Annotated in this window: 15 protein-coding genes; 10 read left to right on the top strand and 5 right to left on the bottom strand. The window is 61.6% G+C overall.

Annotation, left to right across the window (positions count from 1 at the left end; translation table 11 throughout):
• Nucleotides 1-6 precede the first annotated feature (6 nt).
• Nucleotides 7-1,101, top strand: a complete 1,095-nt coding sequence (chrA, locus tag KIT08_08350; protein UYN89098.1) for a chromate efflux transporter — start codon at nucleotides 7-9, stop codon at nucleotides 1,099-1,101.
• A gap of 482 nt (nucleotides 1,102-1,583) precedes the next feature.
• On the opposite strand, the gene rimO is transcribed toward chrA, so the two are convergent.
• From rimO to KIT08_08370, 4 genes are all read right to left on the bottom strand, one after another.
• Nucleotides 1,584-2,978 carry a 30S ribosomal protein S12 methylthiotransferase RimO gene (rimO, locus tag KIT08_08355; protein UYN89099.1) on the bottom strand — a complete coding sequence of 465 codons (1,395 nt, stop codon included), beginning with the start codon at nucleotides 2,976-2,978 and terminating at the stop codon, nucleotides 1,584-1,586.
• 24 nt (nucleotides 2,979-3,002) lie between these two features.
• Nucleotides 3,003-4,316: a DUF4115 domain-containing protein gene (locus tag KIT08_08360; GenBank protein UYN89100.1), complete on the bottom strand. Its 1,314-nt coding sequence runs from the start codon at nucleotides 4,314-4,316 to the stop codon at nucleotides 3,003-3,005.
• A gap of 57 nt (nucleotides 4,317-4,373) precedes the next feature.
• Nucleotides 4,374-4,991 carry a 50S ribosomal protein L9 gene (gene rplI, locus KIT08_08365; protein UYN89101.1) on the bottom strand — a complete coding sequence of 206 codons (618 nt, stop codon included), beginning with the start codon at nucleotides 4,989-4,991 and terminating at the stop codon, nucleotides 4,374-4,376.
• Between the two features lie 81 nt (nucleotides 4,992-5,072).
• On the bottom strand, nucleotides 5,073-6,233 hold the full coding sequence (locus KIT08_08370) for a DUF389 domain-containing protein (protein UYN89102.1): 1,161 nt from the start codon (nucleotides 6,231-6,233) through the stop codon (nucleotides 5,073-5,075).
• A gap of 37 nt (nucleotides 6,234-6,270) precedes the next feature.
• Between KIT08_08370 and KIT08_08375 the strand changes: the two genes are divergently transcribed.
• The 7 genes from KIT08_08375 to KIT08_08405 all read left to right on the top strand — a co-directional run bounded on the left by KIT08_08375 (nucleotide 6,271) and on the right by KIT08_08405 (nucleotide 14,803).
• Nucleotides 6,271-7,239, top strand: a complete 969-nt coding sequence (locus tag KIT08_08375; GenBank protein ID UYN89103.1) for a hypothetical protein — start codon at nucleotides 6,271-6,273, stop codon at nucleotides 7,237-7,239.
• A 145-nt stretch (nucleotides 7,240-7,384) separates the two neighbouring features.
• Nucleotides 7,385-8,383: a BMP family ABC transporter substrate-binding protein gene (locus KIT08_08380; GenBank protein ID UYN89104.1), complete on the top strand. Its 999-nt coding sequence runs from the start codon at nucleotides 7,385-7,387 to the stop codon at nucleotides 8,381-8,383.
• A gap of 131 nt (nucleotides 8,384-8,514) precedes the next feature.
• The gene (locus KIT08_08385) at nucleotides 8,515-10,170 is read left to right on the top strand and encodes an ABC transporter ATP-binding protein (protein UYN89105.1); all 1,656 of its coding nucleotides are present in this window, start codon (nucleotides 8,515-8,517) and stop codon (nucleotides 10,168-10,170) included.
• 2 nt (nucleotides 10,171-10,172) lie between these two features.
• Nucleotides 10,173-11,423, top strand: a complete 1,251-nt coding sequence (locus KIT08_08390) for an ABC transporter permease (protein ID UYN89106.1) — start codon at nucleotides 10,173-10,175, stop codon at nucleotides 11,421-11,423.
• Between the two features lie 2 nt (nucleotides 11,424-11,425).
• Nucleotides 11,426-12,700, top strand: coding sequence for an ABC transporter permease (locus tag KIT08_08395; GenBank protein UYN89107.1), 1,275 nt, complete (start codon nucleotides 11,426-11,428; stop codon nucleotides 12,698-12,700).
• 94 nt (nucleotides 12,701-12,794) lie between these two features.
• Entirely contained in the window at nucleotides 12,795-13,157 is a 363-nt protein-coding gene (locus tag KIT08_08400) for a DUF4260 domain-containing protein (GenBank protein ID UYN89108.1), read from the top strand.
• A gap of 179 nt (nucleotides 13,158-13,336) precedes the next feature.
• Nucleotides 13,337-14,803 (top strand): ABC-F family ATP-binding cassette domain-containing protein, encoded by a 1,467-nt coding sequence (locus tag KIT08_08405; GenBank protein ID UYN89109.1) that lies wholly within the window; start codon nucleotides 13,337-13,339, stop codon nucleotides 14,801-14,803.
• A 124-nt stretch (nucleotides 14,804-14,927) separates the two neighbouring features.
• Here KIT08_08405 and murJ read toward each other — a convergent pair whose 3' ends face one another.
• Nucleotides 14,928-16,523, bottom strand: coding sequence for a murein biosynthesis integral membrane protein MurJ (gene murJ / locus KIT08_08410; protein ID UYN89110.1), 1,596 nt, complete (start codon nucleotides 16,521-16,523; stop codon nucleotides 14,928-14,930).
• A 228-nt stretch (nucleotides 16,524-16,751) separates the two neighbouring features.
• Here murJ and KIT08_08415 point away from each other — a divergent pair, with 228 nt between their 5' ends.
• Together KIT08_08415 and KIT08_08420 are read left to right on the top strand one after the other, a co-directional pair.
• Complete coding sequence (locus KIT08_08415) at nucleotides 16,752-18,569, top strand: ABC transporter ATP-binding protein (protein UYN89111.1); 1,818 nt, start codon at nucleotides 16,752-16,754, stop codon at nucleotides 18,567-18,569.
• A gap of 8 nt (nucleotides 18,570-18,577) precedes the next feature.
• Nucleotides 18,578-20,413, top strand: a complete 1,836-nt coding sequence (locus KIT08_08420) for an ABC transporter ATP-binding protein (protein UYN89112.1) — start codon at nucleotides 18,578-18,580, stop codon at nucleotides 20,411-20,413.
• Nucleotides 20,414-20,548: the final 135 nt, after the last annotated feature.

Consider the following 20,548-nt stretch of genomic DNA (forward strand, 5'->3'; position numbering starts at 1 on the left):
AGCGCCATGCGTGAACTTGCGCTGTTGTGCCTGCAGCTCGGCCTCACCGCCTTCGGCGGCCCAGCCGCCCATATCGCCATGCTGCGTGACGAAGTCGTCACGCGCCGCGGTTGGCTCAACCAACAGCATTTCCTCGATCTGCTCGGCGCCACCAATCTGATCCCTGGCCCCAACTCCACTGAAATGGTTCTGCATGTCGGCTACCTGCGCCGTGGCTGGCCAGGGCTGCTGGTGGCCGGCCTCTGCTTCATCAGCCCGGCCGCACTGGCCGTGCTGGCCCTGGCCTGGCTCTACCAGTCTTACGGCAGCCTGCCGCAGGCCGCCTGGTTGCTCTACGGCGTCAAGCCGGTCGTGATCGTGCTCATTCTGCACGCTTTGTGGCTGCTGGGTCGCACGGCGGCCCGCAGCCTGTGGCTGGCCGCCGTGGGGGCGGGCGTGTTCGCCCTCTATCTCTTGGGCCTCAACGAGATCGCCTTGCTGTTTGGCGCGGCGTTGCTGGTCACGCTTGTTGCCAACGCTGGTCGCCGCCTGCCGCCGGCCGCGGCGTTGCTGCTGCCGCTGGGCATGCTACCCACCGCGCCCATTACACTCTCCGGCCTGTTCTGGGTCTTTCTCAAAATTGGCACGGTGCTGTATGGCAGCGGCTATGTGCTCTTCGCTTTCATGCAGGCTGAGTTCGTCACTCGCTTGGGCTGGCTTACGCAGCAACAGCTTATAGACGCCATCGCCGTGGGCCAGCTGACGCCCGGCCCGCTGTTCACCTCCGCCACCTTCGTAGGCTATCTGCTGGGCGGGCTGCCTGGCAGCCTGCTGGCCACCGTCGGCATCTTCCTGCCCTCGTTCATTCTCGTAGGCTTGACCGCCCGCTGGCTGCCACGGCTGCGCCAGTCTGCCTGGGCCGCCGCCTTCCTGGATGGCGTCAACATCGCCTCGGTTGGCCTGATGGCAGGTGTGGCTTGGCAGCTGGGCGCCGCCGCGTTGATCGACCTGCCCACGATCGGGATCGCCGTGCTGACGGCTGTGCTATTGCGCTATAAGGTGAATTCCGCCTGGCTGGTGCTTGGCGGAGCGTTGGCAGGGCTATTGGTTTTCTTGTTTTAAATATTATTGCCCCAAGAAAATCTCAGTGATTCCTCAAACAGTTTGCCTCTAGTAAGCTCTTATTTATAACCAAGCTATGCGATTGCCCTTCGCTGCGCTCAGGGCGACACGATTTCAAGCGGCGGAAGCCTAAAGTTGTTATTGCGCGGCTGGGGGTGGCGGTTAAAAGTTATTACTAACAACTTTGGTCCCCATCGTATGGCATGCGGAGCTTATAGCACAGGAGGCAGCTGGCTGGCGAGTTTGGGCGGTTTGTCAAGGTGGTGGATCTGCCTCAACTCCTGTCACTGCGAGGATTTGAAGCGGCGTAGCAGCTGAACTACGAAGCAGTCTGCCCACTAGGTTGCGGAAACCCAGATTGCCACGCGTACAGACCGCAAGCGGTCTGTGGCTCGCAATGACAATGCTGCAGAAGAGGTTGACTTCACGAAATGAGGTGGCCGAAAACTCGCTAGTATCTATTGACTAACAATCCCCGCTGTCTACTCTCTGATCTCCAACCCTTCCAGGGTGATCACATTGCGGCTCACATCTACCGTGCCGCTCAGGTCGTACGGCATGGCGCCGGTAATACGCACCGGTACGATCTCGCCCACCGGCGCGCCGCCTTCCACGAACACCAGCCCGTCGATCTCCGGAGCATCGCGGTAGCTGCGGCCGACCGCGATCGGCTCGTCGCTGCCGTCCACCTCGCCCGTGCCTTCGATCAGCACGTCAATCGTCTCGCCTACCAGGGCCTGGTTGTTCTCCAGCGAGATGCGCTGCTGCGCTTCCATGACCTGCGCCTTGCGGGCTTCTTTGACGTCCTCCGGGATGGGGTCGCCCAGCGGTTCGCTGCTGGTGCCTGGCTCATAGGAGAAAGTGAACACGCCCACACGGTCAAAGCGGATCTCTTCAATAAAGTCCATCAAGGCCTGGAACTCTTCGTCGGTCTCGCCCGGGTAGCCCACAATAAAGGTGGAGCGCAGCGCCAGCCCCGGCAGTTTGTTGCGCATCTTCTCCAACGTACGGTGCACCCAGTCCATATTGGCCGGGCGGCGCATGCGCTTGAGCGTGGCGGGGTGGGCGTGCTGCAATGGCATATCCAGGTAGGGGATCAGCTGCTTGTGGGCTGCCATCGTTTCGATCTGGCGGTCGGTCACAGAACCGGGGAAGTTGTACAGAATGCGGATCCAATCCACATGGGGCACTTCATGCACCAGCGCTTCGAGCAGGCTGGCCAGCCCGTCTTTCATGCCCAGCTCGTGGCCCCAATCGGTGCTGTCCTGGGCGATCAGGTTGATCTCGCGCACACCGGCCGCCTGCAGGGCGCGCGCTTCAGCCAAAATACTGTCGAGCGGGCGGCTGACCAGCGTGCCCTTGATGAGTGGGATAGCGCAGAACGCGCACGGGCGCCGGCAGCCGTCGGCGATCTTCAAATAGGCGCTATAGCCTTGCTTGAAAATACGCAAAACGTCCTGCTCGTCACGGCCAACGGTGATGGCTTCATCCGGCAGGTGGTACAGCGGCTCAGGGCTGGTGCGGCGGCGCAGCTTATCGATGAGTTGCAGGACGTCCATCCAGCGCCGTGTGCCCAGCAACGCATCCACCCCGGGCACGCGCTCGATGACTTCAGCGCCATAGCGCTGGCTCAGGCAGCCGGCGGCGATCAACCATTGGTCGCCGCGTTTGTTGGCGGCCAGATCGCTGAGCGCCTGGTACGACTCTTCTTTGGCTGGCCCAATAAAGCCGCAGGTGTTGACGATCAACACTTCGGCGTTGTCTGCCACAAGGCTGGGCCGGTAACCCTCGCGCTGCAGCAATTGCGCCATCGATTCGGAATCGACAGTGTTCTTGGCGCAGCCTAAAGACACCAGATGAAAGTTCTTATCGGTCATGCGGGGCTGATTGTAACCGTTGGCCTATGGCTCAGGCGTGCTGGTGGGCTGCGGGCTGGGTGTCGCTTCTGCGGTGGCGGTCAGCACGGCCGGATCGGTCGTCGGTGTGGGTGATGGTGTGGGCGTCGCCGCGCCTTGGGCGTTAAAGATCACGTTGACCACTTCGCCAAACAGGCCTACGATGCCAAGGTCCTGCTCATTGAGAAACGCGCGCAGGCCAGCCCCGTTGCCGGTTAGTAGCAGGATCTGGCCGTTGGCGCTGTAAGAATAATTCTGGCCGGGTGTGGTGCGCCCCTCGAACTGCACCTGGCCGTCAGCCGTAATGCGCATCCATACCCGCTGCAGCGCAAGTAGGCGAAGATTGATGTTGCCGGTCGTGCCGGCTTCCACCGTTGTGGCGCCCAGCAGGCCGGCGGTGGCGCTGGGGGTGGGGCTGCCCAGCAGGTTGATCGATTCGCCGCCGCTGGCCACAGCCGAAGGGTCTGGCGTGCCGGTCGGCAGCACCAGGCTGCCCAGCGGCGGCGCGGTGGGCTCAATGTTCTGGGCGGCCCGCGTGTCCAGCACGCGGCCGATGCTGAAGGTGATGAAGGCCAGCAGGAACACGCCCGCCAGGGCACCAAAGGCAATATCGCGGGTGAGCAGCGGCTGCGCCCAGTCAGGCAGGCGGAATTTGAGCGGGGGCAGGGCAAGGCGGGCGGCCTTCGGCTTGGGTTTGGGGGCCGCGGCCGCCCGCTGCTGAAAGCGCGATTGCAGCGCTTCAGCATATTGCAGCAGCAGCGCTTCGCTCTCCAGCCCCAGGAACTCGGCGTAATTGCCCAACATGCCGCGCGCCTGCGTGGGGGAGGGGAAGCTTTCAAAATCGCCGCGCTCCAGGCGCTGCAAATAATGCCGCGGGATGTGTGTGTTTTGCTCCACCTCGTCCAGGGTCAGCTCGGTCTTCTCGCGGCGGGCGCGCAGCTGAACCCCGATGGCGGCGTAATCATCGGCCGGTTCCAGCGCAGTTTGCTGGGCAGGTTCTGCCAGCGCAACCGGGGGCGGAGCCTCGCTAGGCGCTGCTTCGTCTGCCGCAGCCTCAGGTGCGGATGGCTCCGCCGGGGCGGCGGCCGGTTGCTGCTTCAGCAAGCCCATCACCGCATCCGGGTCCAGCTCCAGGTAGCCGGCATAGGCGCGCAGAAAGCCGCGCACTTGCGCAGCCGAGGGCAGGGCGCCAAAGTTGCCTTCTTCCAACGCCTGCAAATAGTGCTTGCGGATGTGGGTGGCTTCAGATGCTCTTTCGAGCGTGATGCCGCGCTGTTGGCGTTGTTCGCTCAGGGCGCGGCCGACATTCTGTGGGGTCATTTAAACAAATCAGCCTGCCTATTGTATCGGCAGGCTGATTAATTCTGCATGATGCGTTTACTCGGCCGCAGGCTCGTCGGCCGCTGCTTCGGCTTCCGCCTCAACAACTTCGGCCTCAGCAGCCAGCTCCTCGGCCATGGGCTCCAGAACCTCTTCAACCGGCTTCGGCTGGTTGGATTCGGCAGAAGCGGCCAGTTCGCTGGCGGCCACCATGTAGTTCTCCGGGTTCTCACCTTCACGGTACACCACCGCGTCAAACTCCGGGATCACGTCCAGGGTCAGGCGCACGGCCACCTTGTGCATACCCAGCAGGCGCAGGGGCTGCACATCGATCTGGCGGCGGTCAAAGGTCACGCCCAGTTTCTCACCCAGCTGCTCAGCGATGAGCTGGGTGGTGATGGAGCCGTACAGCTTGCCGGTCTCGCCGGCGCGGGCCGGGAACAGTAACTGCATGCCCTGCATCTTGGCCGCCAAAGCTTCGGCTTCGGCATTGCGAGTGCTGCGCTGCTTGTCAGCGTTAGCAGCGATCTTCTCGGCCATCTTGATGGCGTTAGCGGTGGCGGGGATCGCCAGGCCCTGCGGGATCAGGTAGTTGCGGCCGTAGCCATTGGCAACTTTCTTGATCTGGCCGGCGCGGCCCAGCTTGTGTACATCTTGTAACAGTAAAACTTGCATGTTTCACATCCTTATGGGTTCAAAATGAAGCCCGGCAAGGTTACCGGGCAAGGCCGAATTGTACCAGACGGCACACAGAGGCTAGGGTTGAGGAGTGGCGGTGGCCAGCAGGCTTTGCAGGATCCAGCCGGTCAGATCGCGCCCCTGCAGGCGCACGTGCAGCCACAGCTGCCCGCCTGCCTCCTGCGGCGGCTCGGGCAGCAGCTCCACCACCTGCCCGTTGAGAATGGTTGTGATCGCCAGGCCAGCTGGTTCCTCACGGATGAAGGCGCCGCTGCCCTGCGCATTGATCACCGCCAGCTGCGGCGTTGCCGTAGGGCTGGGGGTGAGGGTGGGCGTGCGCGTAGGTGTACGTGAGGGTGTCGCGCTTGGTTCCGGCGTGGGCGTGATCGAAGGCGTCGGCGTAATGCTGGCGGTCAGGGTGGCGCTCGGCGTCAGCGTGGGCAGGCCAATCCGCGCCCCAAAGGCCGCGCCCGCACCAGTAAAGCCAATGAACAACAGCACGCCGGCCAACAGCACGGCCGCGCTGAACGAGTAGCCATACCAGGCTGGCGGGCGAAAGCCGATCGCCGCCAATGCAGCCGCGCCGCTCAGCGTGGCCACCGCCAGGTGAATGGCGAACACCACAAGGCCGTGCGGCCACAGGTGCAGTTGCCCGCTGCTGAGGCCGAAGCCGGCCACTGCCAGCGGCACATACAGGCCATAGCTCAGCAGCAGGCTGGCCGCGCTGGCGTTGTGCTCGCGTATCAGCGAGGCGGCGGTCAGCGCCCCGGCCGCGGCCATCGCCAGCAAGCCGGTCCAGCTCAGCAAGGCGTGCAGGCCGGCTGCGCTGTTGCTGTCCGCGACCGCGCCGTTAAAAATGCCGGCCACTGCGCCGCCGGCGAACACGAACGCACCCGCCAGAAGCAGGGCGCTGAGGTTGCGCCCAAAATGCTTGCTGGAGCCGAGCGCGGTGCCCAGCATAATGCCCACGGCTGGCGCCATCAACGGCGCCAACAGCGCACCCAGCACCAGCAACAACGGCGAATCGAACATGAGGCCCAGGCTGATGACGCCGCCAGCCAGCAGCGAGTAAAGGAAGAAGTCAAAGGTGGGCGTGGTCTTGCGCGCCAGCGCTTCCAGCGCCAGGCTGCGCTCGTCTACACCTAAGGGGCCAAACAAGCTGCGCCGCGCATGCCGCCGGCGGGCGGCGGGCAACTGCGGGTCGTCTTCGGGCTGTGTTTGGTTTGGGGGCAGGGTCATTTTTGTCAGATGGGGCTGTGGCGGTTATTATACAGGAGTGAAAATTGCTTATCTTTTGCTGGCTTTGCTATTGAGCGCGTGCTCATTTGGCGCCGCACAACCCACGCCCACCGTTGAACTGCCCACAGTCGCACCCCCAACGCCCACGACAGAGCCGGGCATTGTGCTCCTCATCGCTCCCGAAGGCGCGGACGCCGGCCTGCTGGCCGAGGCGCAGGCCGCGGCCAGCGGCTTCGCCGCTGCGCAGGGCCTGCAGTTCGAGCAGCGCGCCGGCCTCACCGCCGCCGAGCTGCCCGCCACGCTGCAGGCCGCCGTGCTGCTGGCAGACACCGGCCTGCAGGAGCTTGCCAGCGCGGCGCCCCAGGTGCGCTTCATTGCTATAGGTTTTGCTCCCGCCGAGCCGCTGCCCAACGTCACCAGCCTGTCGGCGGCGGCCGCCGCTGGCAGCCAGGATGCGGCTTTCATCGCCGGCTACATCGCCGCCATGTCGGCCAATGATTGGCGCACCGGCATGCTCTACGGCGCATCCGATGCGGGTCTGGTGGCGCCGTACAGCGCCGGCGCGGCGTATTTCTGCGGCGCGTGCGTGCCGGCCGGCCCGCCCAACAGCACCTATCCCATCGCAGTCCAGGCCGCGCCGGACAACTGGCAGGCCGCCATAGACCAGTTCATGATCAATTTTGTGCGCGTGGTCTATATCACTCCTGAAATGGAGAACAGCGGGGCGGCCCAGCATCTGGCCAGTTTGGGCATCATGCTCATTGGCACGTCAGCCCCGCCGGCAGATGTGGCCCATCAGTGGGTCGCCTCGGTCAGCGCTCGTTCCGGGGACAGTTTGCAGACCCAGCTCCAGCAAGCCTTGGCTGGCCAGGCTCCCAATGTGGCCTCCGGCCTGGCGGTGGAGCATGTCAATCCATCCTTGTTCAGCCAATCCCGGCTTGAATTTGTCCAGATCACCATCGGGGAGCTGCTCAGTGGGGTGCTGGTCTGGCAAACAGGCCAGTGATCAGGTTAAAACATTCATACTTTTAGTCTGAAAGATTTACACACTAATTTCTTCATGATAGACTCGCAGTACCCTAAACGTGAGGTGCTTGGGGCCCCAATGCGCGCCCCGCGCTTCCAAGATTCTTCCAGGAGGAAGAGAGTATATGAATAAGAAGCATTATTCCTTGTTTGGCCTGCTTCTGGCGGCTGCGCTTGTTTTGGCTGCCTGCGGTGGGACGGCGCCCGGCGCGGCCGACTTCAAGGCCTGCCAGGTTACCGACACGGGTGGCATTGATGATGCCTCCTTCAACCAGACCGCTTGGGCTGGTGTGGAACAGGCCGTGGATGAACTTGGTATCGAAGGCGCCTTCGTTGAATCCAACGAACAGGCTGACTACGAGCCCAACATCAACGCCATGATTGACCAGGGTTGTGACCTGATCATCACCGTAGGTTTCCTGATGGGCGATGCCACCGCGGCTGCGGCGGCTGCTAATCCGGACCAGGCCTTCGGCATCATCGATGTCGACTACCTGGACTTCCCCAACCTGACCGGTCACGCCTTCGCCACTGACGAGGCTGCTTTCCTGGCTGGTTACCACGCGGCTGCTAGCACCCAGACCGGCGTCGTGGGCACCTTCGGCGGCATCAACATCCCGCCCGTGACTGTGTTCATGGACGGCTTCTGGTATGGCGTGCAGTACTACAACCAGGAGCACGGCACCAATGTCCAAGTGCTCGGTTGGGACCCCGCTGTACAGGATGGTCTGTTCACTGGCAACTTCGACTCCCTGGATGACGGTCGTGCTTTTGCTGAGAGCCTGATGGACGAAGGCGCCGACATCATCATGCCGGTGGCTGGCCCTGTTGGCCTCGGTTCCGCTGCGGCCATTCAGGAGCGCGGCAACGCCTGGCTGATCGGTGTTGACAGCGACTGGACCCAGACTGCTCCGGAATACGCTGGCATCATCCTGAACTCCGTGCTGAAGAACATGGACGCAACCGTCTTCCAGCACATTCAGGCGGCTGTCAACGGTGAGAGCGCCGGTTCCCTGATCCTCGGTACTCTGGAGAACGGTGGTGTTGGCGTAGCGGCGAGCTTCGACAACATGCAGGCTCTGATCGACGGCATCGTTGCCGGCGACATTCAGACCGCTCCGTAAGCATCGCAACTGTTGCACAAAAAAAGAGCCGGGCATAGCCCGGTTCTTTTTTTTACGCATGCGTCTGACTGCGAGACGATGCTCATGGTAGAATGCACAAAGTTCATCCTAGCCACCGCCGAGGTAAGCCCATGCCCCCCGTCCTTGAGCTAAAAAAAATTACCAAGCGTTTCCCCGGTGTGTTGGCGAACGACCAGATCGATCTTACGCTTGAGCGCGGTGAGATCCACGCCTTGCTGGGCGAAAACGGCGCCGGCAAGACCACCCTCATGAATATCCTCTATGGCCTGTACCAACCTGATGAAGGCGAGATCTTCATCAATGGTCAGCAGGTCCAGGTGCACTCCCCTACAGATGCTATTGACGCTGGGGTGGGTATGGTGCACCAGCACTTCATGCTGATCCCTGTGTTCACCGTAACCGAGAATGTAATGTTGGGCTCTGAGAGCCTGAAGCTGGGCGGGGTGCTTGACCGCCGCACGGCCGCCGACCGCATCCGCGAGATCTCCAGCGCCTATGGGCTGGAAGTCAATCCCGATGACTATATACGTGACCTCCCTGTGGGCGGCCAGCAGCGCGTCGAGATCATCAAGCTGCTCTATCGCGAAGCCGATATCCTGATTTTGGATGAGCCCACCGCGGTGCTGACCCCGCAGGAAGCAGATGAGTTGTTCAAGATCATGCATTCGCTCACTGAACGGGGCAAGTCCATCATTTTCATCACCCATAAGCTGCGCGAAGTGCTTGAGATCGCCGACCGCATCACCGTCATCCGCCGTGGCAAAGTAGTCGGCTCCACCACCCCCAAAGAAGCTGATCAGAGCAAGCTGGCCGCCATGATGGTGGGGCGCGAAGTGGACCTTAGCGTGCACAAACGCGCTGCCACGCCTGGAGCCGATGTACTCGAAGTGCAGAACCTCAAAGTGGGCGACGACCGCGGCCACATTGCCGTGGACGATGTGAGCTTTACGGTGCGCGCCGGAGAAGTGCTGGGCGTTGCCGGCGTGCAAGGCAATGGCCAGACCGAGCTGGTCGAGGCGCTTACCGGCCTGCGCCCTGCTTTGGACGGTAGCGTACGCTTGCTGAACGAAGACATCACCAAGGCCAACCCGCGGCGCATCACTGAGCTGGGCACGGCCCACATCCCTGAAGACCGCCAGCGGGATGGCTTGGTGCTTAACTTCCCCGTGGCCGACAACCTCGTGCTTAATACCTATTACCAGAAGCCTTTTTCCAAAGGTGCAGTGTTGCAACAGGCCACCATTGCCGAGGTGGCCGAAGAGCGCGTTAGCAGCTTTGATATTCGCACTCCAAGTGTAGAGACCAGTGCCGGCTCGCTTTCCGGCGGAAACCAGCAGAAAGTCATCGTCGCACGTGAGCTCTCTCGCCCGGTCAAGCTGGTGGTTGCTTCCCAGCCCACTCGCGGCCTGGATGTGGGCTCTATTGAATATATTCACGGCCGCCTCATCGAAAGCCGCGACAACGGGGGCGCGGTGCTGCTGGTCTCCTCTGAATTGGATGAGATCATGCAGCTCTCTGACCGCATTGCGGTAATTTACCGCGGCAAGATCGTGGATGTGCTGCCCTCCAAGGACGCCAGCAAGGAAAAAGTTGGCTTGTTGATGGCTGGCGTAGTGGGCGGGCGGGCAGCTGGCGCCAAACCTAAGCCCAAGGCAAAGACCAAAGCCAAGTCGAAAGCGAAAGCCAAGCCGGCCGCCAGGAAAACCACGCCGAAAAATAAAGCATCCCGCGCTTCCAAAACTACGCGCCGCCGTAAGGACTCCTAAGCATGGCGAACCAAGACAGCCCATCCACACCCCCGCAAAAGAAGAGCGCATTTGGCATCTTCATGCATGAGCTGACCCGCGGCTCGCTGATCGTTCCCATCCTTGCCATCCTTACTGGACTGCTGCTGGGCGGCCTCATTGTCGCCGTCACCACGGAGCAGGTCTACACCGCCTGGTCGCGCTCACCATTGGAAGCAGTGAGCGTAGGCGTCAACGCCGCTTTACGCTCGTATAGTGCGCTGTTCAACGGCGCCATCGGCAACCCTGAGCGCATTGCCGACGCTCTTGCCAGCGGAGAGAGCGCCGCCCTGCGACGGGCCTTCAACCCCTTCCTTGAAAGCCTCACCAAATCGGTGCCGTATATCTTCGCCGGTCTGGCGGTTGCCTTGGGTTTCCGCTCTGGCCTGTTCAACATCGGCGCCGAAGGCCAGTTGTTCATGGGGGCAGTCGCCTCTGTTTACGTGGGTTTCGCTGTCAAAGGCCTGCCTGCCATCATTCATGTTCCCCTGGCGCTGGGGGCCGGGGCGCTGGGCGGCGCCATCTGGGGCTTTATCCCCGGCTGGCTTAAAGCCAAGACCGGAGGGCATGAGGTCATCAACACCATCATGATGAACTACATTGCCTTCCGTCTGAGCGAGTACCTGCTGCGCGGCCCTTTGCAGCGCCCAGACACCACCAACCCCATCAGTCCTTTCATTGAGACCACTGCTCAGTTGCCGCGCTTCTTTGAAAGCCCGATACGCTTTCACCTTGGCTTCTTTATTGCGCTGGCGGCGGCCTACGGCGTATATTGGCTGTTGTTTAGGACCCGCCTGGGTTTTGAGTTGCGCACTGTGGGCGCCAACCCCAATGCTGCTCGCTACGCTGGTATGAATATTCTGGTGATCACTGTGCTGGCCATGAGCCTCTCCGGCGCTCTGGCGGGCATGGCTGGCGCTAATGAAGTGCTGGGCGTCAATTACACCCTGGCCCCGGCCTTCTCCTCCGGTTATGGTTTTGACAGTATTGCCCTGGCGTTGATCGGCAAGAGCCATCCGGTGGGCGTAGTGCTGGCCGCGCTGCTGTTCGGCACGCTGCGCAATGGCGCCCTGCAAATGCAGATCGCTGCCAACGTCCCGGTGGATATCATCTCGGTCATGCAGGCGCTCATCCTGGCCTTCATCGCCGCCCCGGCCATCATCCGCACCATCTACCGCCTGCGCGCCCCTGAACAGCAGGAAGATACCTTGCATGTTCGTGGCTGGGGAGGTTAACCATGAGCACCCTGACATCCACAATGAAATCATCGGCGGAGTACACCAGCGGCAGCCGTCGCCGCGTGATGGGCATCGTTTTCCTGGCGTTGGCCGCTGCCATCTGGATCCTGTTTGCCCGCACCACCCAGGGGCAAATGGTCACCACCTTCACCCTTAACCCTGGCGGCAGCCAGGCCAATTTCCCCAACTTGGAATTCATCACGCTGCCGGTGCTGCAGGGCATCGCCTTTGTGTGCGCGCTGCTGGGTGGGTATCAATTGATGCGCGGCTTTGGCAAACGCACCAATGCCATCCTCGGTCTGGTGGCGGCGCTGTTCATCTTCGCCTTCCTTTCCTGGGTCGCTTCCGGCACCTCGCTCAACCTGGCCGGCCTGCTGCGCGCCACGCTCATCCGCGCCGTACCCATTACCCTCGGCGCCCTCTCCGGCATTCTGTGCGAGCGCGCCGGTGTGGTCAACATCGCCATCGAAGGCATGATGCTCACCGGCGCAATGGTGGCGGCCATCTTCGGTAGCTTGTTTGGGCTGTGGGTGGGTCTGCTAGCCGGTGTACTGGCAGGCGCCCTGCTGGCCTTGGTGCATGCCATCCTCTCCATCAAATACAAGACCGACCAGATCGTCTCTGGCACGGTCATCAATATCTTTTCCATAGGCATCACCTCTTTCATTTCTGCCAAATTCCTGGCTAGCAGCCGCCACTTGAACAACCCCGGCATCTTCCCGGATATCCAGATCCCCGGCCTGGTGGATATTCCCTTCCTCGGCCCGATTGTCTTCTCGCACAATGTGTTCTTTTTTGGGATGGTTCTTTTGCTAGCCTTGCTGCATTTTGGCTTGTTCTTTACGCGCTGGGGCCTGCGCCTGCGCTCGGTGGGTGAGCACCCCAAAGCTGCCGACACGCTGGGCATCAACGTTTTCAAAACCCGTTACATGGCGGTGATTTTAGGCGGCATGATGGCCGGCTTTGGCGGCGCCTACTTCACCCTGGGTTCCGTGGGCCGCTTTGATGAGGTCATGACCGCTGGTCGCGGCTTCATCGGCCTGGCTGCCATGATCTTCGGTAACTGGAATCCCTTCGGTGCCTTTGGCGCAGGCTTGCTCTTCGGCTTCGCCGATATGCTGGCCGCGCGGCTCGCCATCCTGGGTGTGCGCGTGCCTTCCGAATTCCTGCTGATGGCGCCGTACATCGCCACCATGATCGTGCTGGCCGGCGTTGTTGGCCGCGGTCAGATGCCTGCAGCCGACGGCCAGCCCTACGAAAAAGAAGGCCATTAGCGCCCCTAACTACTACCGCAAAGGCACAAAGAGAACAAAGTTTTTATCTTTGTACCCTTTGTGCCTTTGTGATTAAATCTCAACGGAGCCTCTAGTGAAAACATTATTACGCATTGAAGAAGCCTCCCTGTTCGCACTCGCCGTCTTTGCTTATGCAGGTATGGGCCTGCCGTGGTGGTGGTTTGCCGCGCTGCTCTTCGCACCAGACCTCTCGGCAATTGGTTATCTGGCCGGCCCGCGCGTCGGTGCCTTCACCTATAACCTCTTCCACCACCGCGCCCTGGCCGTGCTTCTGTTCGCGCTCAGCGTGCCGATGGATTCGATCCCCCTGCGCATTGCAGGCATCATCATCTTCGCTCACGCCAGCCTCGACCGTGTATTTGGCTACGGCTTAAAATATCCCGACTCGTTCCACAATACCCACCTCGGTCCCATTGGCCGCGGGAGGCAGCCATAATTGGTTTCAGTCTCGACCAGGTTACGGTTACCTATAACGCAGAACCTGTTTTTAAAAATCTCTCTTGGGAGATCCATAAAGACCGCTGCGTCGGCCTGATCGGCATCAACGGCAGCGGCAAAAGCACGCTCCTGCGCCTCATCTCAGGCGAACTGACCACCGAGACCGGATACGCCAACATGCGCGGCAAGCTCAGCATCGGTTACCTGCCGCAGGAACCACGCTTCAACCCCGAACACACCCTGCTGGAAGAAGCGCTCACTGCCCACACGCGCTTGTTTGAGCTTGAGCACTCGCTCGCCCAGGTCGAAGAGCAAATGGGCCAGCCGGATGTCTACACTGACGAAAAGCGCCTCAGCCGCAAACTGGAGGAGCATGCTCAGCTTCTCGAGGAGCACACCCGCATCGGCGGGCCCGGCTACGCGGGCCAGGTGCGCGCCACGCTGCTCAGCCTCGGCTTCGCCGAGCATGAGCTGGACCTGCCCGTCACCAACCTGAGCGGCGGGCAGAAAAAGCTGCTCGGCCTCACCAAGCTGCTCGTTACCCGCCCGGACATCCTGCTGCTGGATGAGCCCGACAACCATCTCGACATGGCCGGCAAGGAATTTTTAGAGCAATACATCCGCAGCTATCCCGGCGGGGTCGTGCTCATCTCGCACGATCGTTTCATGCTTGATGTGGTCGCCGATGAGATCGCTGAATTGCGTGACGGCAAAGTCACCGTCTACGAGGGCAACTACTCCGAATATGTCGCCCTCAAGGAAGCCAAACTGCTGGAGCAGCAGCGCCAGTTCAAGGTCCAGCAGAGCGAGATCAGCCGCCTGGAGCAGTCTGCCAAGCGCATGCTGATCTGGGGCCGCTCGCACGAGAACGAGAAACTCATCCGCCGCGCCAAGTCGATGATGAAGCGCATCGAGAAGATGGAGAAGGTCGAGAAACCCAAGGCCGATCCGCGCACCATGGGGCTGCAGTTCAAGGGCTGGCGCGGCAGCAACAAAGTGCTGGAGCTCACTGACATCGCCAAAGGCTTTGAGGCTAGCACCGGTTGGAACCAGGTGTTGGAGGGGCTGGATCTCACCCTCTGGCACGGCGAGCGGGTCGGCCTTGTCGGCCCCAACGGGGCCGGCAAGTCCGTGCTGTTCCGCCTGCTTCTCGGCCGCGAGCAGCCTGACGCCGGCGAGGTCAAAGTTGGCCCAAGCATCCAGACTGGTTACTACGCCCAGGAGCACGAAACGCTCGACCATTCCATGACCCTGATGGATACCGTGCGCCGCGCCGCCAACCTGTCTGAGGCCAATGCGGTCAAGCTGCTGGATAAGTTCGTCTACGAATACCAGCGCATGAACAACCCCATCAGTACGCTCTCCGGCGGCGAGCGCAGCCGCCTGCAGCTCATCCTCATCATGCTTAGCGGGGCCAACTTCCTGCTGCTGGATGAGCCGACCAATAACCTCGACATCCGCTCAGCCGAAGTGCTGGAAGAGTCGCTGGCCGAGTTTGAGGGCAGCGTGCTGGCCATCTCGCACGACCGCTACTTCCTTGACCGTGTCGCTACCCGCATTGTCGAGCTTGAAGACGGCAAGCTGGTCGAATACCCCGGCGGCTACTCGGACTATCAGGCCGCCAAGGCCAAGCTGGAGCTGTAGAGGCTTGTCATTCCGACCGAGCAGGGCGAGGGAGGAATCCTTTAGGTCGCTCTAAAGTCTTGTCTGATTGTCGGGGAAAAAAGTTTTCTGTCACAGCGAGCGAGCGGTGTGCCTATAACACCAACTATAAACTCGCGTCGCCTGCCGCCGGCGTCTCCGCTGGCTCAACCTTATCCGTGCTGCTCGCCAGCTGCGCGAACACCTTGAGATCCGGCCACAGCACAGCCATCGCCAGTAGCATGCCCAGCACCATGCCGCCCAGCGCCGCGACCACCCCCGGCAGCGGCGCCCACTGCATCACTGCGTACAGCACCCCGGCGCCCAGCAGGCTGCCGGCGGCCGTGCGCAGCAGCGTGCTGCGCGTCTCGCCCAGGCCGGGATAGCGCCGCGCCAGCAGCCACAACAGCACGATCGCTTCCAGCGTAAAGGCGATCGTGCCCGCCAGCGCAATGCCGCCGGCGCCCATGCGGCCGGTCAGCGCCACCGCCAAGCCCACGAACAGCGCCGAGTTGATGCCCGCCGCCCACATGGGCGTGCGCGCCTCTTGCTGCGCGTAGAACGAGCGCGAGCCGATCTCCAGCAGAGCATGCCCGGTCAGGCCGGCCAGGTATAGCTGCGTGATCCACACGATCAGGTCCACTTCGCTGGCGGAGTACACCGGGAAGGCGCGCTCCACCAGCGGGCGCAGGCCTATCCCCAGCAGCAGGGCTGCGGGGATGGTCAGCGCCAGGATGGTGCGCACCGCGCCGTTCACCGCCTGGGTGAAACCCGGCCGGTCGCCGCGCGCGAACAGCTGCGATACGCTCGGCAGCAGGGCGATCGCCAGGGCGCTGCCGATCAGCGTCTCAGGCACCTGCATAATGAACCAACCAAGATTGAGAGCTGTGATCGAGCCTTCGGCCAGGCCGGAGGCCAGGTTGTCGCGCGCCACAAAGTAAATATGAATAAAGAGCATGGTCAGCACACGCGGTGCCATCAGCACAATCACCTTGCGCACGCCCTCCGTGCGCAGGCCCAGCACCGGCCGCCAGCGGAAGCCGTAGGCCAGCAGCCCGGGCACCTGGATCGCCAAGTGCAATAGCGCCCCCAGGATCACGCCCCATACCAGCCCATGAATGCCCATGTTGAAGTGGGGCAGGTCGAAGCCGCCAATGTTGTACGGGCTGCTGGGCGCCAGGATCAGGGCGCCAAAGATCTGCCCGATGTTGTACAGCCCCGGCGCCAGCGCCGGCAGCAGGAAGTGCTTGTTGGCTTGCAGCCCGGCCATCGCCAGGCCGCTGATCGAGAAAATGATGATCGCGATCAGGTCCAGGCGCATCAGCTCCACTGAGAGCAGCTTCTGCTCGGCCGGGAAGCCCGGCGCGATCAGCGTATCGATCAGCCATGGCGCCAGGATGGCGATCACCACCGAGAGCGCCGCGGTCACAATGAACGCCAGGTTCAGGATGCGCACGAACAGGTCCCAGGCGCCCTGGCGGCCGCTCTTTTCCAGGTACTCAGACAGCACCGGGATCAGCGCCACACCCAGCGCACCGCCGCTGATCAGGGCCGACAGCAGGTCAGGGATGTTGTTTGCCGCATTAAAAACATCCAGCTCGTAAGACAGGCCAAACTGGTTGTTGATGATCAGCTGGCGAGCAAAGGCCAGCACCTTATCCAGCCCAAAGAATGCGGCAATGATCAGGGTGGAGCGGGCAAAATGGCTCAATTTGATTTTCATAGAGGTTGCCAAAAATTGTATCCGTAAGCTGGGTTTGACGAAACCCTGCCTTTGGTATAGACTTCCAGCGTTGGTTTTGTCTGGCTGGCAGGTTCTGCCGCCAGGCGGCTTCTTGTTGCGGCTCGCCCCCTTTGCCTATCAATTGGATAGCCTGTTTTCGCACATCCGTTTACGGATGGCTGTTTGAGTGTCTCGTGCCCAGGCGCACTGCATCAGGAGTAAAAGATAGTGGTTACACAAGTTAATTCAGAAAACATAGATTTCAAGAAGGTCGTCTCGCAGAAGCGGCTCAAAGGCTTCTTCGGCTTGCTGCAAGGCAACTATGGCCCCTACGCCATGGCCACCTTCAGCCTGGCCGTCTCGGCCGTCTGCCGCTCGCTGGTCTACCTACTGCTGGCCTATTTTGTGGATGATGTCCTCGGCCAGCCCAACTTCCAGTCGCGCGTGCCGCTGGTGGCGCTCGGCTTCCTGGGTTTGGCGCTGGTGCAGGGCCTCTTCACCTACGCCAGCGGCACGCTGGCCGGCCGCACTGGTGAGCGTGTGGTGCAGCGCCTGCGCAACTTCCTCTACGATCATCTGCAGCGCCTGACCTTCAGCTACCATGACCGCAACAAGACTGGTGAGCTGATCCAAAAGGTCACCTCAGACGTGGATGCTGTGCGCCGCTTCATCGCCCAGGAGTCCATCGAATTTGGCCGCATCATCAGCCTGTTCCTGGTCAACTTCGGTCTGCTGCTCTACATCAACTCGCGCCTGGCCTGGCTTTCGGTCATCTGCGTGCCCATCACGGTCGGCATGTCCATCTATTTCTTCGGCCGCATCTCCAAGGCCTACGAAGCCTTCCAGAATCAGGATGGCGTGCTCTCCTCCGTACTGCAGGAGAACCTCAGCGGCGTGCGTGTGGTCAAGGCCTTCGCCCGCCAACGCTACGAGATCGATAAGTTCGAGAAGGAGAACTGGAGCAAGTACCTGCTCGGCCGCAAGCTGCTGCTATGGCACTCCTTCTTCTGGCCGGTTTCCGACATCATCACCGGCGCCCAGATGCTGTACGGCTTCTACCTCGGCGCCCAGCTGACTATCCAGGGCGTGCTGAGCCTGGGCGACTACATCGCCTACGTCAGCGTGCTGGTGTGGCTGCTGTGGCCCATCCGCAACCTCGGCCGCGTCATCGTGCAGATGAGCCAGGGCCTGGTGTCCTTTGACCGCGTCTCCAGCATCATCAAGGAGAACCGCGAGCCGCTCGACGAGGGCGACTACCTGCCCGAGTCCCGCCCGCGTGGCGAGCTGGTCTTCGAGGATATGGGCTTCGAGTACGAACCCGGCCAGCCGGTGCTCAGCAACATCAGCTTCCGCGTCCAGCCCGGCCAGACCGTGGCCCTGCTGGGTTCCACCGGCTCTGGCAAGACCAGCCTGGTCAGCCTGCTGCCGCGCTTTTACGACTACACCAGCGGCCGCATCCTGCTGGATGGCGTCGAGCTCAAGCGCTACCCGCGCCGCTACCTGCGTGACAACATCGGTATCGTGCTGCAGGAGCCGTTCCTGTTCTCACGCAGCATTCGCGAGAACATTCGCTACAGCGTAGCCAACGAAACGCCCGATAGCGATGTGGAACAAGCTGCCCGCGCCGCGGCCGTGCACGACGTCATCAACACCTTCCCCAAGGCCTACGAGACCCTGGTGGGCGAGCGCGGCGTCACCCTCTCCGGCGGCCAGAAGCAGCGCGTCACCCTGGCGCGCACCCTGCTCAAGAACCCGGCCATCCTCGTGCTTGACGATGCCACCTCCTCGGTGGACACCGAGACCGAGGCCGAGATCCGCGCCGCGCTCAAGCGTTTGATGGAGAACCGCACCACCTTCCTCATCGCCCACCGCATCCAAAGCGTGATGCTGGCCGACCTGATCCTCGTCTTTGACGGCGGCAAGATCGTCCAGCAGGGCACCCATGAAGAATTGCTGGCGCAGGATGGCATCTATCGCAAGGTCTTCGACATCCAAACCATGATCGAAGAAGAAGTCCAGCGCGAAGTTGCCTCTGCGACAGGCTAGGAATAACAATGGAAGATTACAACGAATTTCAAGAAGAAGAATTTTCGACCAAGTTCAACGGTCGCACCATCCTGCGCATCCTCAGCCAGTTGAAACCCCACTGGCCTTGGGTGCTGGGTTTCCTGTTCGCCATCACCCTCGTCTCAGGGTTGGATTCGTACTTCACATACCTCAATAAGCGCATTATTGACGAAGGGGTCGCCAACCGTGACATCGGCGTGGTCTTCGAGCTCATGAAGCCTTATGCCGCCCTGCTGCTGGTGCAGGCCGTGGCCGTGTTCGCCTTCATCTGGCTCACCGGCGTGCTGGGCGAGCGCGTGCGCTATGACCTGCGCAAGACCATGTTCGAGCACCTGCAGAATCTCTCGCTCTCCTACTACAACCGAACCCCGGTGGGGTGGATCATTTCCCGCGTCACTTCGGATTCAGACCGGGTGGCCGAGCTGGTCACCTGGGGCATGCTGGATACCACCTGGGGCATCATGAACATCATCACCGCCATGTACTTCATGGCCATCATCAACTGGAAGCTGGCCCTGATCGTCTTCGCCTGCATCCCCGTGCTGGTCGTGGTCGCCTCCTGGTTCCAGAAGCGCATTATCAAGGAGTATCGCGAGGTGCGCAAGATCAACTCGCGCATCACCGGCGCCTACAACGAGAACATCACCGGCGTACGCGTCGTCAAGTCGCTCGGCCGCGAGGTCGCCAACCTGCGGGAGTTCAGCGGCACCACTGGCGAGATGTACCGTGCCGGCTTCCGGGCCGCCTGGCTCTCAGCTCTGTTCCTGCCCGTCGTCCAGATCATTACCGCGGTCTCGCTGGGCAGCATCATCTGGTATGGCGGCTTGCAAACCGAGTTCGGCGGCATGACCCTCGGCGGTATCCAGGCCTTCATCTCGTACATGACCTTTATGCTCTTCCCCATCCAGGAGATGGCGCGCGTCTACGCCGAGCTGCAGCACGCCGTAGCCTCGGCTGAGCGCATCTTCTCGATGGTGGATGCCGTGCCCACGGTGGTGAACCTGCCCGGGGCCAAAGACCCCGGCACCATCAAGGGCGACATCGTCTTTGAGAATGTGCGCTTTGCCTACGATGATGCGCCGGATGAAGCCGTGCTGTCTGACTTCAACCTGCATGTCAAGCAGGGTGAGAACATCGCCCTGGTCGGCCCCACCGGCGGCGGCAAAAGCACCATCGTCAATCTCATCTGCCGCTTTTTTGAGCCGACCCAGGGCCGTATCCTCATCGGCGGTACGGATTACAAGGACTTCACCCTGCACGGCATCCAGTCCCGCATCGGCGTGGTGCTGCAAACGCCGCACCTGTTCTCGGGAACCATTCGCGAGAATATTCGCTACGGCCGCCTGGATGCGTCCGATGCAGAGGTGGAAGAAGCCGCCAAGCTGGCCGGCGCGCACCGCTTCATCGAGGATCTGGATGGCGGCTACAACGGCCAGGTGGGGGAGGGCGGTAACCTGCTCTCCGTCGGCCAGAAGCAGCTCATCAGCCTGGCCCGCGCCGTGTTGGCCAACCCTGAATTCTTCGTAATGGATGAGGCCACCAGCTCTGTGGACACCCTCACCGAAGCGCTGATCCAGCAGGGCATGGAGACTATGATGAAAGACCGCACCAGCTTCATCATCGCCCACCGCCTTTCTACCATCAAGCGTGCTGACCGCATCCTGGTCATCGAAGGCGGCAAGATCGCTGAGATGGGCAGCCACAGTGAACTGATGCGCCAGAAGGGCCACTACTACAACCTGTACACCCAGCAGTTCCGTGACGAGTTGACCGGCAAGCAAGACCCGTTCCTGGCCGGCCGCCCGGCCGCAGCAGCTGGCTAACAGTTCTGAGAAACAAAAGAACGCCGCACAGTATGTGCGGCGTTTTTTGTTTTTCAAGTAACAGACCCAGCTCGGCCTCCGTTTTCGGATACATGACTTTGAACAAGAACCATCTCGCCGTCATCGCTCTCGTTG

Source organism: Anaerolineales bacterium, from assembly GCA_025808555.1.
In the GTDB taxonomy this organism is placed as follows: domain Bacteria; phylum Chloroflexota; class Anaerolineae; order Anaerolineales; family UBA11579; genus JAMCZK01.

What these genes read in the sequence shown, in the direction of transcription:
- chrA (UYN89098.1), top strand. Translation starts at nt 7, where the DNA reads ATGCGTGAACTTGCGCTGTTGTGCCTGCAGCTCGGCCTCACCGCCTTC.
- rimO (UYN89099.1), bottom strand. Translation starts at nt 2,978, where the DNA reads ATGACCGATAAGAACTTTCATCTGGTGTCTTTAGGCTGCGCCAAGAAC.
- KIT08_08360 (UYN89100.1), bottom strand. Translation starts at nt 4,316, where the DNA reads ATGACCCCACAGAATGTCGGCCGCGCCCTGAGCGAACAACGCCAACAG.
- rplI (UYN89101.1), bottom strand. Translation starts at nt 4,991, where the DNA reads ATGCAAGTTTTACTGTTACAAGATGTACACAAGCTGGGCCGCGCCGGC.
- KIT08_08370 (UYN89102.1), bottom strand. Translation starts at nt 6,233, where the DNA reads ATGACCCTGCCCCCAAACCAAACACAGCCCGAAGACGACCCGCAGTTG.
- KIT08_08380 (UYN89104.1), top strand. Translation starts at nt 7,385, where the DNA reads ATGAATAAGAAGCATTATTCCTTGTTTGGCCTGCTTCTGGCGGCTGCG.
- KIT08_08385 (UYN89105.1), top strand. Translation starts at nt 8,515, where the DNA reads ATGCCCCCCGTCCTTGAGCTAAAAAAAATTACCAAGCGTTTCCCCGGT.
- KIT08_08390 (UYN89106.1), top strand. Translation starts at nt 10,173, where the DNA reads ATGGCGAACCAAGACAGCCCATCCACACCCCCGCAAAAGAAGAGCGCA.
- KIT08_08395 (UYN89107.1), top strand. Translation starts at nt 11,426, where the DNA reads ATGAGCACCCTGACATCCACAATGAAATCATCGGCGGAGTACACCAGC.
- KIT08_08405 (UYN89109.1), top strand. Translation starts at nt 13,337, where the DNA reads ATGCGCGGCAAGCTCAGCATCGGTTACCTGCCGCAGGAACCACGCTTC.
- murJ (UYN89110.1), bottom strand. Translation starts at nt 16,523, where the DNA reads ATGAAAATCAAATTGAGCCATTTTGCCCGCTCCACCCTGATCATTGCC.
- KIT08_08420 (UYN89112.1), top strand. Translation starts at nt 18,578, where the DNA reads ATGGAAGATTACAACGAATTTCAAGAAGAAGAATTTTCGACCAAGTTC.